We start from the raw sequence: 15,289 nt of genomic DNA on the forward strand, positions 1-15,289 counted from the left end.
GAGAGGACACCCGTACCCGTGCAACCAAGAAGACTCCGCGCCCGGAACGCGTTCCGGGCGGTCACCGCCGCCGCGCTGGGCCTCTTCAGCGCCGGACTCCTCACCGTCGCCGGACCCGCTCCGAGCGCACACGCGGCCACCTCGACCGTCGTCTCCCGCCTGGTCGCGGGGCGCGAGATACAGGTCGACGGCGTCCCCTTCAACCCGCTCCCGGTCCAGTACCGCGTCGACCGGGCCCTGCGCTACAACGGGCTGACGCTCGCCGACACGGCCGCCTTCTACGCGGACGCCAAGCGGCTCGGCTTCAACACCATCAGCATCCCGTTGCTCTGGAACAAGTTCGAGACCGGCGAGGGCGTCTACGACTACACCTGGCTCAACTCGTTCATCGACAACGCCAAGGCCAACGGGCTGAAGCTGGAGGTGATCTGGTTCGGCTCGAACGTCGGTGGCGGCGGCGCCTCGAACTTCATGCCGTCGTACATCCAGGACGACACCACCACCTACCCCCGGCAGCTGAACTCCGACGGCACGGCCCGCCAGTGGAGCAACACCTGGGACGGCACGGTCACCCCGTACAGCCTGGAGGACCCGAACCTGCTCGGGCGTGAGGAGGCGGCGCTCCAGGCCGTCGACGACCACCTGGCGAGCTACGACACCTCGCACTCCACCATCGGCATCCAGGTCAACAACGAGCCGACGCCCGGCACCTGCAACGGCGACCGCTCCTACGACACGGACACCACCGCCGCCTACAACGCGTACGTCGCCGCCAACGGGTCCATCAGCGGCAAGGACTTCGCGAACAGGGAGCTCGCGGTACGGCAGAACGAGCTGGCCGAGGTGATCAAGAGCGGGCCCTACGTCACGTACACCCGCATGAACCTGTCCTGCAACAACGACCCCAACAAGTTCGTCACGTACAGCCCGGACATCGACTTCGTCGGGATCGACCCGTACACCACGTCCGTCAGCACCATCCAGAGCAAGATCAAGCCCGACCAGAAGCTGATCTCCATCCCCGAGAACGGGCCGTCCTCCAACACCGGGGGCACCTCCAACGTGCCCGCGCTGATGCTCGCCGCCTACGACTACGGCGCGGTCGACTACGCGACGTACCAGCTGGCGTACGAGATGAACGACAGCGACGTGTGGAACCGGTACACGATGGTCAACCTGGACCACACGAACACCGCCTACGCCGGCCCCGCGAGCAACGCCGTCACCCAGCTGGGCAAGGACCCCCAGCTGATGAGCGAGGCCAACGGCGTCGACCTCGGCTACTTCTACAGTTCCAGCAGCAGCTACAGCACGACGAAGACGCTCGGCGCGGTCTCCGTGAAGTACGCGACGACCGCGAGCGGCAGCGGTGTGGCCGAGAGCGACCAGAGCAACGTCTACCTGATGGGCCTCGGCGCGTCCGGCACCTTCACCGTCACCGCGCCCTCCGCGCCGACGGCCGCCTCGGACGGCTACTTCGACGCCAAGCACACCTGGGTCACCACCGGCTCCGCCTCCTTCACGGACAACGGCGACGGCACCTACACCGTGAGCGCCTCCAGCACCCAGTTCATCCGGCTCTCCTTCGCCTCCGGCCTGACCACGGCCACCATGACGGCCACATCCCAGGCGAGTTCGGGCGGAGCGCCCGCGAACGCGATCGACGGGAACCTGGACAACGCCTACGTCAGCGCCGACAACCCGTCCTTCCCGAAGACGCTGACCGAGACCTACACCAGCCCGCAGAACATCTCCGGCGTCACCGTCGCCTGCGCGTACTGCCAGGGCCAGGGCGTCACGAAGTTCGACGTCCAGGTCTCCGTGGACGGCTCGACGAACTGGACCACGGTCGCCTCCTCCGGCACCGTCACCTACTCCACCAACAGCTCGACCGTGGAGAGCAGGACGGTCGAGTTCCCCGCCCAGTTGCAGGTCAAGGGGCTAAGGCTGGTGGTGAACGCGGCGAACCTGAAGTGGAAGCACTACGTCGTCGACGAGCTGCTCCCGATCCTGGACGGGCCCGCCTACTACTACCAGCTGGTCAACCGGGGCGACGGCACGTACCTCAACCTCGAAAGCGGCGGCACCTACGTGGACGCCACCGCGCTCGGCGGGCCCGACTGGTGGTCCGCGCAATGGACCCTGAGCGCCACCTCCGACCAGTACCTGCGCTTCAGCAACCGCAACACCGGCGCCTACCTCCACAACGAGGACAACCTCGCGTACCTCGAACACGGCTCCCTCGGCAACTCCGGCTGGTGGAGCGCCCAGTGGACGTTCGTACCGACCGACTCCGGCTACGCGCAACTGCGCAGCCACTACCTGACGAGCAACTACATCAGCCTCCAGAGCGACCTCGGCCACGCCGAACAGGGCCCCCTGAGCGACTCGGCGTCGGCGAGTTCCCAGTGGGCGTTCCTGCCCACCCGCTGAGCGGCGAACCGAGTCGGGCCCGGCACCGGGCCCGGCTCGGTGACGGTCAGGAGCCGTCGATGAGTTCGGACATCGTCGCGCGGACGGCGGTGGTGATCGCATGGCCGCGCGCGCCCGGCGCGAGGGTGATGCGGCGGGCGCGAACGGTGACGGTCGGCCGCCCCGGCGCCTTCCACCGGGGCCACCGAGGCCACCGGGGTAGTCCGCGTTCGACCGGCCACACGTCGTCCGTTCCGGTCAGGGTGAGCACCACCACCTCGGGGACGGCGGCGCGGTGCGCCAGCCAGGCCGCCCCGCCCCGGAGTTCACCGACGCCGTCGGAACGCTCGTGACCGGGCACGATGCGCCCTTCCGCGGCGATCACCACGACCTGGCCGTGCGCGAGCAGGCGCTCGGCCCGCCGCAGTCCGCCCAGGGCCGCGCGCCCCCGCAGGGCGGGTATCCCGCGAAGCAGACGGAGCACCGTGCGGTTCAGGGGCCTGTCGAAGAAGTCCTCCCGGGCGAAGGTGTACGGCCAGACGCCGTGCCTGCGGCACAGGGTCACGACGACCAGCGGGTCGAGGAAGCTGCGGTGATTGACGACGATCAAGGGGCCCCTGCCCAGGTCACCGCAGTCGGCGAGCCCGGAGAGCTCCAGCCGGGCGACGCCCCGGACACCGAGCGCGATCAGGGCGCCGGCACCGCGTCGCAGCACCCGGGCGACAGGACCGTCGAACGGGTCGACGTCCCGCGTTGGTCCGGCCTCGGGAGCAGCGGGCTCCGGGCGCGCCGTCTCAGTGCCGGACACCGGCGGCCCGGTTCGGTGAGAGGTCCAGTTCCCGGGCGTACGACCGGAGTTGGCGGCAGGCGGCGTCGTGTCCGAGGGCCATCAGCCGGGGCACGTCCCGTGACGACCACGAGGAGTGTCCGTCGGTGTCGACGACGATCTCGATGTCGGGCTGGACGACCTCCGCCGGCGGGAGCACCGCGCGCTGAAGCGCCGACCGGCCGCCCCGGGAGGACGGTGCACGCAGCCGGATGCCGATCGTCCGCGTGGCACCGAGCCGGTGTGCGGCCCAGACCGGCAGCTGCGAGTTGAACGCGCCGTCGACGAGCAATTGGTCGCCGACGCGCACCGGCGGGAACACACCGGGGACGGCGACCGCCGCCTGAACCGCCGTGGCGGCCGGGCCCCGGTCCAGCAGGACCGCCCGACGGGTGCGCACATCGGTCGCCACGGCCGCGAACCGGCGCGGCAACTCGTCGATGTCCCGGCGCTGGAAGATCCAGTGCAGGTTCGCCCGCAGCGCGGTCGTCTCGATCAGCGAGATCCGCCGGCTGGGCCGGAGGCTGCCGAAGTCCGACCACGTCGCGACCTCGATGCGCTCGGCGATCTTGGCCGCCGACAGTCCTGCCGCCCACGCACCGCCGATGAGCGCCCCCACGCTCGTCCCCACGACGATCTCCGCGTCGAACCCGTACTCGGCCAGCGCCAGCAGGGCGCCGGCATGCGCGGCTCCCCGGGCCGCCCCGCTGGAGAGCACGAGGCCCCAGACCTCGGGAGTTCCCGGTCCTGGGCCGCTCGCGGCCTCTGCAGACGTATCCGTGCGGGGCGCATCCACAGACTGTCCTCTTCCTCACGCGAGTGGCTCGCCACTCACCGACTCGACGGCGCGTTCGATAGTCTCCTATCGGTTCGATAGTAGACTATCGCCTGGCGTGGTCCTCCCCGCCGCTACACCCGCACCATCAGCTTCCCGTCGTTTCCGCCCTCCAGCAGAAGTGAGATGGACTCCGGTGCGTGGACGAGGCCTTCGACGATGTGGGAGCGGGCGGTGAGGGAACCGTCGAGGTACAGGGGGCGCAGGAGGTCGTCGAACTCCTGGTAGCGCTCGGCGTAGGCCGCGGCCACGAATCCCTCCATGCGGGCGCACTTGTACAGGAGGAGGGGGAGGTTGGTGCAGCCGTAGGCGTCCTCGGGGCCCGGCAGGTCGTACTGGGACATCGCGCCGCAGACCACGATCCGGCAGTTCCAGGCCATGTTCGCGAGTACGGCGTCGAGGACGGGGCCGCCGACGTTGTCGAAGAAGAGGTCGACGCCCTCGGGGCACTTCTCCGCGATCGCCTCCCCGATGACCTCGGCGCCGAGTTCCTCGACGAGGAACCGGCACTTGCGCTCCCCGCCGGCGATGCCGATCACCCGGCAGCCCTTCGCCTTGGCGATCTGCACCACGAGTGACCCGGTCGCGCCGGCCGCCGCGGACACGACGACCGTGTCCGTCGGCCGCAGCTTGCCGATCTCCAGGAGATCGATCGCGGCTGCCCGTCCGACGTGGGAGAAGACGGACAGGTACGCCTCCTCCGGGATCCGGTCGTCACGCTCATGGCGCTGGATGAACTGCGGCGAGGCGAGCGCGTATTCGCCCCAGCCCCACAGGCCGCTGACCAGATCACCGGGCGCGAACCCCTCGGCGCGCGACTCGACCACCTCTCCCACGGCCACGCCGATCATGACGTCACCGACCGCCAGGGGGATGTACGTCGTGTCGGGGTCGAGCTTGAGCCAGTTGCGCGAGGTCGGGTCGATGGAGAGAAGGGTGGTCCTCACCAGGACCTGACCGTCCGCCGGCTCGGGTACGTCGCGTTCCTCCCAGCGCAGGCACCCGGGGTCGTAGGCGCCGGTGGACCGCTCGGCCACACCCACACGTGGTTGCTCATCGGGATCCGCCCGCCGAGAGCTCCGTCATGTCGCTGAGGACCCGGAACTCGCCCGCGGGCCAGCCGCTGACCCAGCCGTTCTCCCAGCGGCGGCTCGCGATCCGCCAGCCGTCGGCGGTGTGCACGACCTTGTCGTGGTAGCGCCCGTGGACGTGGTAGAGCCGGTGTCCGCCCTCGGCGTCGACGGTCGCCCAGGGGTTGAAGGTCGTGGAGAGGGTCCTGGCGGAGTTCCCGTCGTCCTCGAAGTCGATCTGGAGGTTCGAGGTGATGTGGAAGAAGTGCTGGAAACCCCAGCCGCCCATGAAGTCGGACTCCTTGACCTGGGTCCAGGACAGCACCGGGCCGCCGGCGTCGGACATGTCGAAGGAGGTGTCGGTGACGAAGACGCGCTGTTCCAGGGTGGCGTAGTCGCTCTTGTCTACGGCGTGCACGTAGCGCGCGTACAGATCGGTGATGTCGAGGCGGGCACACATCTCTTCGCGGCTCATCATGGTGTGGCTCCTGTCAGGGAGGGTGTTGTCGGCTCAGGTGACGAGGAAACCGCCGTCCGCGGCGAGCACGTGCCCGCTGACGAACGCGGCGTCGGGGGAGAGGAGGAACGCGACGGCGGCGGCGATGTCCTGCGGGCGGCCCAGGCGGCCCACCGGGGTACGGGACATGCGGAGCCGGAAGCCCGCCTCGTCGACCACGGCACGGGCCCCGTCGGTCGGCACCGACCCGGGCATCACCGCGTTGACCCGGATGCCGTCCCGGCCCAGCTCACCCGCCGACTGGAGGGTGAGGCTGGTGACGGCACCCTTCACCGCCGCGTACAGCGCGCCACCGGGCACGCTGCGCACGGCGGCGGGGGAGGAGAGATTGACGATCGCGCCACCGCCCTGCGCCCGCATGAGCGGGACGGCCGCCTGCATGGTCCAGATCGACGCCTTCACCCCGATCCCGAACATGCCGTCGACGGTGTCCTCGTCGAAGTCGACCAGGGGCGCGTACGAGATCCACATGGCGTTGTTCACGAGGGCGTCCACCCGCCCCAGCCGCTGCCGGAGCGCGCCGAACGCGGCCAGGACGGCCGCCCGGTCGGTGACGTCCAGGACCAGGGCCTCGGCCGCTCCGCCGGTGCCGCACACCGCCTCGGCGGTCTCCCGGGCGCCCTCGGCGTCACGGTCCGCGGCCACGACGTGGTAGCCGTCCTGGGCCAGTCGCGCCGCCACGGCACGTCCGATGCCACGGCCGGCACCGGTGACGACGGCGACTCTCTGAGTGGGGGGCATGGCTCGCTTCCTTCGGAAGTCGTTCAGGGAAAGGGGAAAGGGAAGGGGAAGGGCCGGGGCAGGGGGATTCGGTTCAGACGAGGGCGACCCGGAGCCCGGTGACCTCGGTGATCGCGTTGGTCTCACGGGTCGTCCAGTCCTCCGTGAGCCGCAGCCCGGGGAACCGCCGGGCGACCGCGAGGACCGCCTCGTTGATCTCCAGCCGGGCGAGGTGCTGGCCCAGGCAGTTGTAGGGGCCCGCGCCGAACATCATCGGGCGTACGGCCGGGCGGTCGAGCCGCCAGGTCCCGGGGGCGTCGAACACCTCGGGGTCGCGCTGCGAGGCGCGCACCGAGACGTACACCCAGGAGCCGGCCTCGATCGGGAACCCGTCGATCTCCACGTCCTCGGCGGCCAGCCGGAAGATCGTGTTGAAGCGGGGCCGCAGCCGGATCGCCTCCTCGGTGGCGGCCGGGATCCTCGCCGGGTCGCCGACGACGTCCTGCCAGCGGGACGGCTCTTCGAGGAGCTTGCCGAAGGCGATGGCCGTCTGGTGGACGGTGTTGTCGATGCTCGCCTGGAGGATGGCGAGGGCCTCGGCGTGCAGTTCCTCCTCGGTCAGGTCACCGGCGAGCTGCTGCCGGATCATGGCCGAGGTGAAGTCGTCGCCGAGGTTCGAGCGGCGGGCGTCGATGTGCTCGCGGACGAAGGCGAGCCCCTCCCAGAAGGTGTCGACGAACTCCTGCCTGCGAGCGTGGTCGTTGGTGAGCAGCGGGCCGAGCACGCTGTCCGAGAGCCGGGCGATGGTGGGCGCCAGCTCCACCGGCGCGGACACCAGGTGGCAGTAGACCCGGGAGGGGATCTTCCAGGCCAGCGCCTGGAGCAGGTCCACCTCGGTGGGATCGTCGATCTCGTCGAGGACGTCGTGGACGATCCCGCGCACCGTGTCCCGCAGCTTCGAGATCTGCATCGGCCGCAGCAGCTTCGCCAGCGGCACCCGCATCCGCTTGCGCTGGTCGCCCTCGGTGGTGGTGACGACCTGGTTCCAGCGCCTGCGGATCTCGCCGTCGACGATGCCCAGGTCGTCCAGTCGCTTGAGGAACGACGGGCCCTTGAGGAGCCCTGGGTGCTCCAGGACGCCCAGGCCGGGGCCGTACCGCAGGACTTCGTAGCCCCGGTCGCTGCGCGCGATCCAGCTCCGGTCCCGGGCCTCTTCGAGCTCGCGCAGGTCGGTGCTGCCCGCGGTGATCCACGGGAGGTCGGTGGTGGTCATCGGCTGCTCCCCGTCACAGTGCGGCGCCGACGACGATGTCGGCGAGTCGTTCGAAACGTTCGATGTTGCGGGCCTGGGGGAGCAGACCGGCGGTCATGCCGACGAACGTGATGTCGAGGGCCGGGTCGATCCAGAACACCATGCTGCCCGCGCCGTAGTTGCCGAAGGTCTCCGGCGTGGTCAGCGTGCCGAGCTGGTGGTTGACGATCCGGGGGCCGCGCACGTTGAAGCCCAGGCCCATGTAGGCGGGCGGCGCCGGGTAGCCGGCGCGCAGGGCGACGGCCTTGTACAGCTCGTTGGGCAGGTCCTCGGTCCACACCTGGCGGGCGAGTCGGACCGTGCGCGGGGAGAGGATCCGTACGTCGTCGACGGTGCCCTCGCCGCGCAGCATCTCGGCGAAGCGGAACAGATCGGCCGAGGTGGACGACGCGCCCGCCCACACGCTTTCGTTGTGCTCGGCGGTGAAGAGGCCGAAGTCGTCCTCGTTCTCGTGGGACAGCACCCGGATCGGGATCACCCCGCGCATGTCCGGGACGACGTGCCGGTGCTTGGCCGCGGCGGGGACGCCGAGATGCGTGTCCGACATGCGCAGGGGCTCGAAGAGGTCCTGGCGGAGGATCTCCGCGACGGCGCGTCCCTGCGGGTCGGTGCGGACCAGGGCCGCGGCGAGCAGGGCGTGGTTGGCCATGGGCGCGTAGTCGCAGCGGGTGCCGGGTTCGCTGGTGCCGTGGACGAGGTCGCACACCGCGGCGACCGTCTCGTCGAGGCGGTCCCAGGGCACCCCGGGCTTCGGCTCCCACACGCCGGGCATGCCGGTGGTGTGGGTGAGGAAGTGCAGGACGGTGGCCCGGTCCCGGGGCGCGCCGGTGAACTCGGGCACCAGGTCGGCCATCTTCGTCGTCAGCCCGAACAGGCCCTGCTCCACGGCCCGCAGGACCAGGACGTTGACGAACGCCTTCGTGACCGAGAAGACGGAGAAGACCGAGTCGGTCCGCAGCGGGACCGTGCGCTCCGCGTCGCCGAAGCCGATCGCGACGTCGAGGACGGTCCGCCCGCCCCGCGCGATCCGGAAGGCACCCCCGTGGTAGAGCCCGGACTCCACGTCGCGTTCCACGACCTCGCAGAAGCGGACGAGACGATCCGGAGCGAAACTTTGCTGGCCCATGAGTATGCGGCTCTCCTGAGTGTGTGCGTGCTACAGATCGAGTTCGATGCCGGGGGTCAGCGACCGGGAGACGCAGATCAGCATCGTCTCGCCGGACTCCCGCTCCTCCGGGGAGAGGACCGAGTCCCGGTGGTCCGGACGGCCGCCGAGGACCGCCGTCTCGCAGGTGCCGCACGTTCCCTCACGGCACGAGTACTCGACCGGGATGCCGTGCTCCTGCGCCACGTCGAGGATCGACGCGTCCGCGGGCACCTCGGCGGTGACGCCGGAGCTCGCAAAGGTCACGGTGAACGGCCGTCCGGGGGCCGACTCCTGGGGTGCGAACCGCTCGACGCGCAGGGCACCGGGCGGCCGGACCGCCATGACCGACTCGACGGCCCGGAGCAGTCCCTCCGGCCCGCAGGCGTAGACGAGGCGGTCGTCGTCGCCGGACGCGAGGAGCTTGCCGAGGTCGGCGGCGCCGGACTCGTCGTCGGCGTGCACGTGCACGCGACCGCCCGGCAGCTGTGCCAGTTCGTCCAGGAAGGCCATCGACTCACGGGACCGGCCCAGGTACGTCAACCGCCAGTCCGTACCGCGCTCTTCGCAATGCCGGACCATCGGCAGGATCGGGGTGATGCCGACCCCGGCCGCCAGGAAGTGGTGCCCGGTGCCCCGGTCGACCAGCTCGAAGTGGTTGCGGGGGCCGGTGACCGTGACGTCGTCACCCTCGTGGAGCCGCGCGTGCATCCACGCCGAGCCACCGCGTCCGTCCGGCTCCCGCAGCACTCCGATCCGGTACGAGGCGCGGTCGCCGGGGTCCCCGCAGAGCGAGTACTGCCGTTCGATCCCCGTCGGCAGGTGCACGGTCACATGCGCACCGGGCTCCCAGGACGGCAGTTCGTGGCCCTCGGGATGTTCGAGGACGAACCCGGCGACCGTGGCCGAGGCGCGGAACCGGGTCCGCACCCGCAGCCGCAGCGACGGCGTGGTGGTCATGCCCTGGCCTGCTCGGTGGCCGGGCCACCCTTGAGCCACGCGATGCGCTGCTCCAGGGCGGCCACGGAGTCCTCCGGCCGTACGACGACGAAGAACCGCTCGTCGTGCAGGGCCCGGACGACCATCTCGGCGACCTCCGCGGGCTCGAGCCCGATCTGCGCGGTGACCTTGCGGATGGTGTCCAGGACCTGGTCGTGCACGGCGTTGCCCGCGCTGGAGGGAACGCCCTCCGGGCGGTTGCGCTCCGCGTCGGGCATCCGGGTCTTGGCGATCGGCGACAGGAACGACACCCGCACCGGTTCGCCGTTGGCCCGCAGTTCCATGTCCAGGCTCTCGGTGAGCCCGAGGACCGCGAACTTCGAGGTGGCATAAGGCGCGAAGGCCGGCAGCGCGGCGGAGAAGGAGGAGCCGGAACCGGTGTTCACGATGTGCGCCTCCTCCTGCTGCCGCAGCAGCGGCAGGAAGACCCGGCACCCGTGGATGACGCCCCACAGATTGACGTCGAGCACCCACTTCCAGCTCTCCGCCGGAACGTCGGAGAACTCCCCGCCCGTCTCGACACCGGCGTTGTTGCAGAGCACGTGCACCCCGCCGAACGCCGCCACGGCCGCGTCCGCGAGCCGCCGGACGTCCTCCTCGAACCTGACGTCGGTGCGCACCGCGACCGCCTCGGCGCCCCGCGCGCGGATCCGCTCGGCCGCCGCCTGGAGAGGCGCCTCCTCGATGTCGGCGAGGACGACCTTCATCCCCTCCTCGGCGAACCTCTCGGCCAGGCCCAGACCCACCCCGCTGGCGGCTCCTGTCACGACGGCGACCTTGCCCCGCAACGACTTCATCGTCTTCCTTCCGTCCGCACCCGACCGGCCGTCCCTGGCCGGGGGTGGATCGATCCTCGGTTCGTGCCGCGCCGCGCCGTAGCGCAGAACTACGCGTTCGCGGTACGCGCCTCGCCCGCCGGTGCCGTCCCGGCTGCCCGCGCCGGGAAGCGGCTGGGGATCCCGGACACGTCGACGTGCTCGTTGCGGGCCGGTTCCACGAGGTAGGGGAAGCGGGCGACGGTCGCGCGGATCTCCTTCTGCCGGGTCCCGGGATCGCCCCACACCACGACGACCTCGGTGCCCTCCGCCGCGACCGCGGTCTCGACCGTGGCCAGCGAGAGCATCTCGCCGGAGTGCGCGCTGAAGCAGCGCCCGGACGACGTCCCGACGTCCCGCCCGCCCACCAGCACCCGGTCCGCCCACAGGCTCTGCAGGTGCTCGCGGTCACCGACCTCGTACATGAAGTGGTTGGGCATGTTCATTTCCGGGTGTTCCTCGCCCTTGCGGAACTGCGACAGGTACACGTCGGCGATGTCCTCGGGGTTCCACACCAGGGTGACCATGGTCCGCGCGTTCGCGGCGGCCTCCCGCTCCAGGGCCGCACGGCCGACGAAGTCGTGGTCGAACCTGACCATGTGCCCCCAGCCCAGCTCGTACGGGCTGCGGTAGCGGCGCGCCATGTCCTCACCGGCGCTGCCGTGCAGCCGCAGGAACTTGCCGATCGGCGGGAAGCCGAGCCCCGCGAAGAACTCGGCCAGTTCCTCGTCCTCGCCCCAGGGCAGCGGGAAGTGGTAGTACGCCTGCCCGAAGCCGCCCTGGGTGTGCTGGCACATGTAGGCCTGCACGCCCATCCGGCGGATCCCGTACTCCTCACCGGCGGCCATCAGCGCCTCGTAGACCGGGATCGCCTGCTCCACCGGCCCGTGCACCTCGTAGGCGAGGGTGCCCGACATGCCGATCCGGATCACCCGGACCTCCGTGCCGGCGACGGTGGCCGTCCGGTGGCGCAGGAACCTGACGTCGTGCAGGTTCTCCTGGGCCGCGCCCTCCAGCACCTCCAGCGACCGCGGGCCGCTGAGCTGGAAGAGGAACACCTGCCCGGTGAGGTCCTCGGCGGTGACGTCGAGGTCGGGGCGGTGGCTGAGCCGGTAGGTGAGGTAGGGCGACAGCCAGTAGGTGATGAAGTCGTCCTCGGCCAGCCGCAGCAGCATCCCGTGCGCGGCGACCCGGCCCAGTTCGTCGGTCATGATCGCGTGCCGGGACGCGCCGACGCGGAAGTTGGCGAAGCTGTTCACGCACACGCCGGACAGGAACTCCAGCGCGTCGGGTCCCGTCAGCCGCAGCGTGGGCGAGGGGTTGAGATGACCGTGCAGGGAGGCGGTCGTCGTCGAGGCCAGCGTCTCGTCGCGCCATCCCGTGTACTCCCAGGCCTCCGCGTCACCGCCGAAGGCCCAGGCCGCGCACTCGTAGAACTGCACGATCGGGTCGTAGGGGACGAAGGGCGAATGGGGGAAGGTCGGAAGCTGCGGCATCTGCGGCGTGTCGGCCATGGTGAACCTCTCTGATCGGTGCGGTACGACGCTGTAGTCGGCACCGGGCGGCGGCTCTTCTCCGGGAGAAGCTCCGTGGATGCTGCGGCCGGGGGCCGCCGCCGCCATAGGGCAGAACTACGTGTTCGAGGTACCTGCACCCGCCGGAGGGCGTATCCGATCGGTTAGCGTGCGCGACAGAAACGGTCGGCTAGCAGCTTTCAGACAAAGTCAGGCAGCGCTGCTCCGGCCCGGGACACCACGGAGGTCGACGCATGACGGCAGGAAAACTCGACGGCACCGCACTGGCCCGCCGGGTCCGCGAGGAGGTCGCCAAGGGCGTCGCCGCCCACCAGGCGGCCGGCGGCAGCGCGCCCGGCCTGGCCACCGTGCTCGTCGGCGACGACCCCGCGTCGGAGGTGTACGTCCGCAACAAGCGCCGCCAGTGCGTCCAGGCCGGCATGCTCGACCTGCACCGCCGGCTCCCCGCGACCGCCGGGCAGACGGAGGTCGCCGAGCTGATCGACGCACTCGCGGCCGACCCCACGGTGTCCGGCATCCTGCTCCAGCTGCCGCTGCCGGCCCACCTGGACGCCCAGGCGCTGATCGAGCGCATCCCGGCGGCCAAGGACGTCGACGGCCTGACCACGGCCAGCGCCGGGCTCCTCGCCCAGGGCCGTCCCGGGCTGCGCCCCTGCACCCCGGCCGGGGTGATGCGGATGCTCGACGCCTACGAGGTCCCCCTGACCGGCGCGAACGCCGTCGTCGTGGGCCGCTCCGTCCTCGTCGGCCAGCCGATGTCCCGGCTGCTGCTCCAGCGCGACGCCACCGTCACCGTCTGCCACTCGCGCACCCGTGACCTGGCCCGGGTGTGCCGCCAGGCCGACATCCTCGTGGTGGCGGCCGGAAAGCCCGGGATCATCGGCGCCGACGCGGTCGCCCCCGGGGCCACCGTGATCGACGTCGGCATCCACCGCGGACCGGACGGCCTGCTCGGGGACGTCGACGCCGGACCGGTCGCCGAGGTCGCCGGACTGCTGAGCCCGGTGCCCGGCGGGGTCGGCCCGATGACCATCGCCATGCTGCTCGCCAACACCCTGGCGGCCGCAACCGCCGCCGACCCGAGGGACTGACCCATGACACCCGCACCCCCGAGCCGCCCCCTGTTCTCCGCCGAGCGCTCGGCGCAGGTCGTGACGGAGGCCTTCCGCGACACCCCGGATCCCCGGCTGCGCACCGTGCTCACCTCGCTGGTGGCCCATCTGCACGCTTTCGCCAAGGAAGTCGACCTCACCCAGGCCGAGTTGGACACCGCGATCGACTTCCTGACCCGGACCGGCCACGCCTGCACGGACGTGCGCCAGGAGTTCCAGCTGCTCTCCGACGTCCTCGGCATGTCGATGCTCGTCGACTCGCTCGACCACGCGGGCCCCGGCCAGGCCTCCGCGACCGAGTCGACGGTGCTCGGGCCGTTCCACATGGTCGACTCGCCACCACGGGCCCTCGGGGAGTCGATCTCCCTCGCCGAGGGCGGCACACCCACACTCATCACCGGCGAGGTGCGCGGCCCCGACGGGGCACTGCTCGGCGGTGCCCTCGTCGACGTCTGGCAGGCCGACGAGAAGGGCTTCTACGACGTCCAGCGCCCCGGCGAGGTACCCGACCGCAATCTGCGGGGCCTGTTCACCTGTGACGAGGCGGGCCGTTTCCGCTTCCGTACGATCCTCCCGGCGGCCTACCCGATCCCCGACGACGGCCCGGTCGGCCAACTGCTGGAGGCCACGGCACGCCACCCCTACCGGCCCGCCCACATCCACTTCATCGTCGGCGCGGAAGGCCACCGCCCGCTGACCACCCACGTGTTCGTCGCGGGCTCGGACTACCTCGACTCCGACGCGGTGTTCGGCGTGAAGGAGAGCCTGGTGCTCGACTTCGACGAGGTGACCGACGCGGTGGTGGCCGCCGCGTACGGCCTGCCCGTCCCGTTCCGGCACGCCCACGTCGACATCACCCTGCGCGCGGCGGAGGCACGCGGATGACGGACCTCCCGAAGGACGGCTTCGTCCACGAGCAGCGCGCGCTCCGGGTGGTCTTCCGCGAGGGCGCGCTGGCCGACCTGCCGGCCGAGACGGACCGGCTCGGCCTGACCCGGGTGATGGCGATCGCCGCACCGCGGCACGCGGCGCGCGTGACGGAACTGCTCGGTCCACGCCAGGTGGCGGTCGTCCGGGACGCGCGCATGCACGTCCCCCTGGAGCAGGCCGAGGCGGCGCGGGCCCGGTGCGCCGAGGCGGGCGCCGACGGCCTCGTAGCGGTCGGCGGCGGCTCGGCGACCGGACTCGCCAAGGCCGTCGCGCTCACCCTGCGGATCCCGGTCGTCGCCGTACCGACGACCTACTCCGGCTCGGAGCTGACCCGGGTGTGGGGCCTGACCGAGAACGGCGTCAAACGCACCGGCCGCGACCCCGCGGTCGCACCGAGCACCGTGCTCTACGACCCCGCCCTGTTCGCCTCCCTGCCCGCCGGGCTCGCCGTCCCCTCCGCCTTCAACGCGCTGGCCCACGCCGTGGAGGCGCTCTACGCCCCGGACCGCACCCCGATGACCGACGTGGTGGCCACGGAGGCCGTAGGCCGGATCGTACGGGGGCTGTCCCGCCCCGCCCTGGACACCCGGGCGCGCACCCAACTCCTGTACGGCGCCTGGCTGTCCGGGACGAGCCTGGACGCCACCACCATGTCGCTGCACCACAAGCTCTGCCACGTCCTCGGCGGCAGCTTCGGGCTCGCCCACGCGCCGACGCACACCGTGGTCCTGCCGTACGCGCTCGCCCACAACGAACAGGCCGCACCCGAGGCCGCCGCCGTGGTGGCGGGAGCACTGGACGACGCGGGGGCGGCCGACGGTCCCGGCGCCGGTGAACGGCTGCGGCGCTTCGCCCACTCGGTCGGCGCCCCGACGAACCTGCGGGACCTGGGGCTGGCCCGCGAGGACGGGGCGACGGCCGCCCGGCTGGCGCTGTCCGCTCCGTACGCCAACCCCGCCCCCCTGGACGAGGAGAGCGTGCGCGCGCTCCTCGACCGCGCCTGGAGCGGTGCGCCCGCCTGACCGGACGGACAACGGCGGCCGGGTGCGGGGAGTCCCGCAC

At 71.4% G+C, this 15,289-nt stretch carries 14 protein-coding genes; 4 read left to right on the top strand and 10 right to left on the bottom strand.

The window, feature by feature from the left end:
• The first annotated feature begins 18 nt into the window (after positions 1–18).
• Positions 19–2,433 (top strand): discoidin domain-containing protein, encoded by a 2,415-nt coding sequence (locus tag ACGFZS_RS39505; protein WP_393799165.1) that lies wholly within the window; start codon positions 19–21, stop codon positions 2,431–2,433.
• A gap of 46 nt (positions 2,434–2,479) precedes the next feature.
• On the opposite strand, the gene ACGFZS_RS39510 is transcribed toward ACGFZS_RS39505, so the two are convergent.
• The 10 genes from ACGFZS_RS39510 to ACGFZS_RS39555 form a co-directional block, all read right to left on the bottom strand.
• Positions 2,480–3,220 carry a lysophospholipid acyltransferase family protein gene (locus tag ACGFZS_RS39510; RefSeq protein ID WP_393799166.1) on the bottom strand — a complete coding sequence of 247 codons (741 nt, stop codon included), beginning with the start codon at positions 3,218–3,220 and terminating at the stop codon, positions 2,480–2,482.
• Positions 3,207–3,956, bottom strand: coding sequence for a patatin-like phospholipase family protein (locus ACGFZS_RS39515; protein WP_393799167.1), 750 nt, complete (start codon positions 3,954–3,956; stop codon positions 3,207–3,209). Before ACGFZS_RS39515 ends, ACGFZS_RS39510 begins: the two co-directional genes overlap by 14 nt.
• 191 nt (positions 3,957–4,147) lie before the next feature.
• The gene (locus ACGFZS_RS39520) at positions 4,148–5,116 is read right to left on the bottom strand and encodes an NADP-dependent oxidoreductase (RefSeq protein WP_393799168.1); all 969 of its coding nucleotides are present in this window, start codon (positions 5,114–5,116) and stop codon (positions 4,148–4,150) included.
• Positions 5,117–5,126: 10 nt separating this feature from the next.
• On the bottom strand, positions 5,127–5,621 hold the full coding sequence (locus ACGFZS_RS39525) for a nuclear transport factor 2 family protein (protein ID WP_393799169.1): 495 nt from the start codon (positions 5,619–5,621) through the stop codon (positions 5,127–5,129).
• A gap of 33 nt (positions 5,622–5,654) precedes the next feature.
• Positions 5,655–6,401, bottom strand: coding sequence for an SDR family NAD(P)-dependent oxidoreductase (locus ACGFZS_RS39530; RefSeq protein ID WP_393799170.1), 747 nt, complete (start codon positions 6,399–6,401; stop codon positions 5,655–5,657).
• Between the two features lie 73 nt (positions 6,402–6,474).
• Positions 6,475–7,653: a cytochrome P450 gene (locus tag ACGFZS_RS39535; protein WP_393799171.1), complete on the bottom strand. Its 1,179-nt coding sequence runs from the start codon at positions 7,651–7,653 to the stop codon at positions 6,475–6,477.
• Positions 7,654–7,666: 13 nt separating this feature from the next.
• Positions 7,667–8,818 carry a serine hydrolase domain-containing protein gene (locus tag ACGFZS_RS39540; protein ID WP_393799172.1) on the bottom strand — a complete coding sequence of 384 codons (1,152 nt, stop codon included), beginning with the start codon at positions 8,816–8,818 and terminating at the stop codon, positions 7,667–7,669.
• Positions 8,819–8,848: 30 nt separating this feature from the next.
• Positions 8,849–9,796 carry a PDR/VanB family oxidoreductase gene (locus ACGFZS_RS39545; RefSeq protein ID WP_393799173.1) on the bottom strand — a complete coding sequence of 316 codons (948 nt, stop codon included), beginning with the start codon at positions 9,794–9,796 and terminating at the stop codon, positions 8,849–8,851.
• Positions 9,793–10,632 carry an SDR family NAD(P)-dependent oxidoreductase gene (locus tag ACGFZS_RS39550; protein WP_393799174.1) on the bottom strand — a complete coding sequence of 280 codons (840 nt, stop codon included), beginning with the start codon at positions 10,630–10,632 and terminating at the stop codon, positions 9,793–9,795. The genes ACGFZS_RS39545 and ACGFZS_RS39550 overlap by 4 nt, the downstream gene beginning before the upstream one ends.
• Before the next feature lie 89 nt (positions 10,633–10,721).
• On the bottom strand, positions 10,722–12,164 hold the full coding sequence (locus ACGFZS_RS39555; protein ID WP_393799175.1) for a hypothetical protein: 1,443 nt from the start codon (positions 12,162–12,164) through the stop codon (positions 10,722–10,724).
• Between the two features lie 254 nt (positions 12,165–12,418).
• On the opposite strand from ACGFZS_RS39555, the gene folD reads away from it, so the two are divergent.
• The 3 genes from folD to ACGFZS_RS39570 are packed head-to-tail and all read left to right on the top strand — an operon-like array spanning position 12,419 to position 15,249.
• On the top strand, positions 12,419–13,276 hold the full coding sequence (folD, locus tag ACGFZS_RS39560; protein WP_393799176.1) for a bifunctional methylenetetrahydrofolate dehydrogenase/methenyltetrahydrofolate cyclohydrolase FolD: 858 nt from the start codon (positions 12,419–12,421) through the stop codon (positions 13,274–13,276).
• Positions 13,277–13,279: 3 nt separating this feature from the next.
• Positions 13,280–14,182: a dioxygenase gene (locus ACGFZS_RS39565; protein ID WP_393799177.1), complete on the top strand. Its 903-nt coding sequence runs from the start codon at positions 13,280–13,282 to the stop codon at positions 14,180–14,182.
• On the top strand, positions 14,179–15,249 hold the full coding sequence (locus tag ACGFZS_RS39570; RefSeq protein WP_393799178.1) for a maleylacetate reductase: 1,071 nt from the start codon (positions 14,179–14,181) through the stop codon (positions 15,247–15,249). The genes ACGFZS_RS39565 and ACGFZS_RS39570 overlap by 4 nt, the downstream gene beginning before the upstream one ends.
• The last annotated feature ends 40 nt before the right edge of the window (positions 15,250–15,289 follow it).

Source organism: Streptomyces sp. NPDC048288 (assembly GCF_043201555.1).
In the GTDB taxonomy this organism is placed as follows: domain Bacteria; phylum Actinomycetota; class Actinomycetes; order Streptomycetales; family Streptomycetaceae; genus Streptomyces.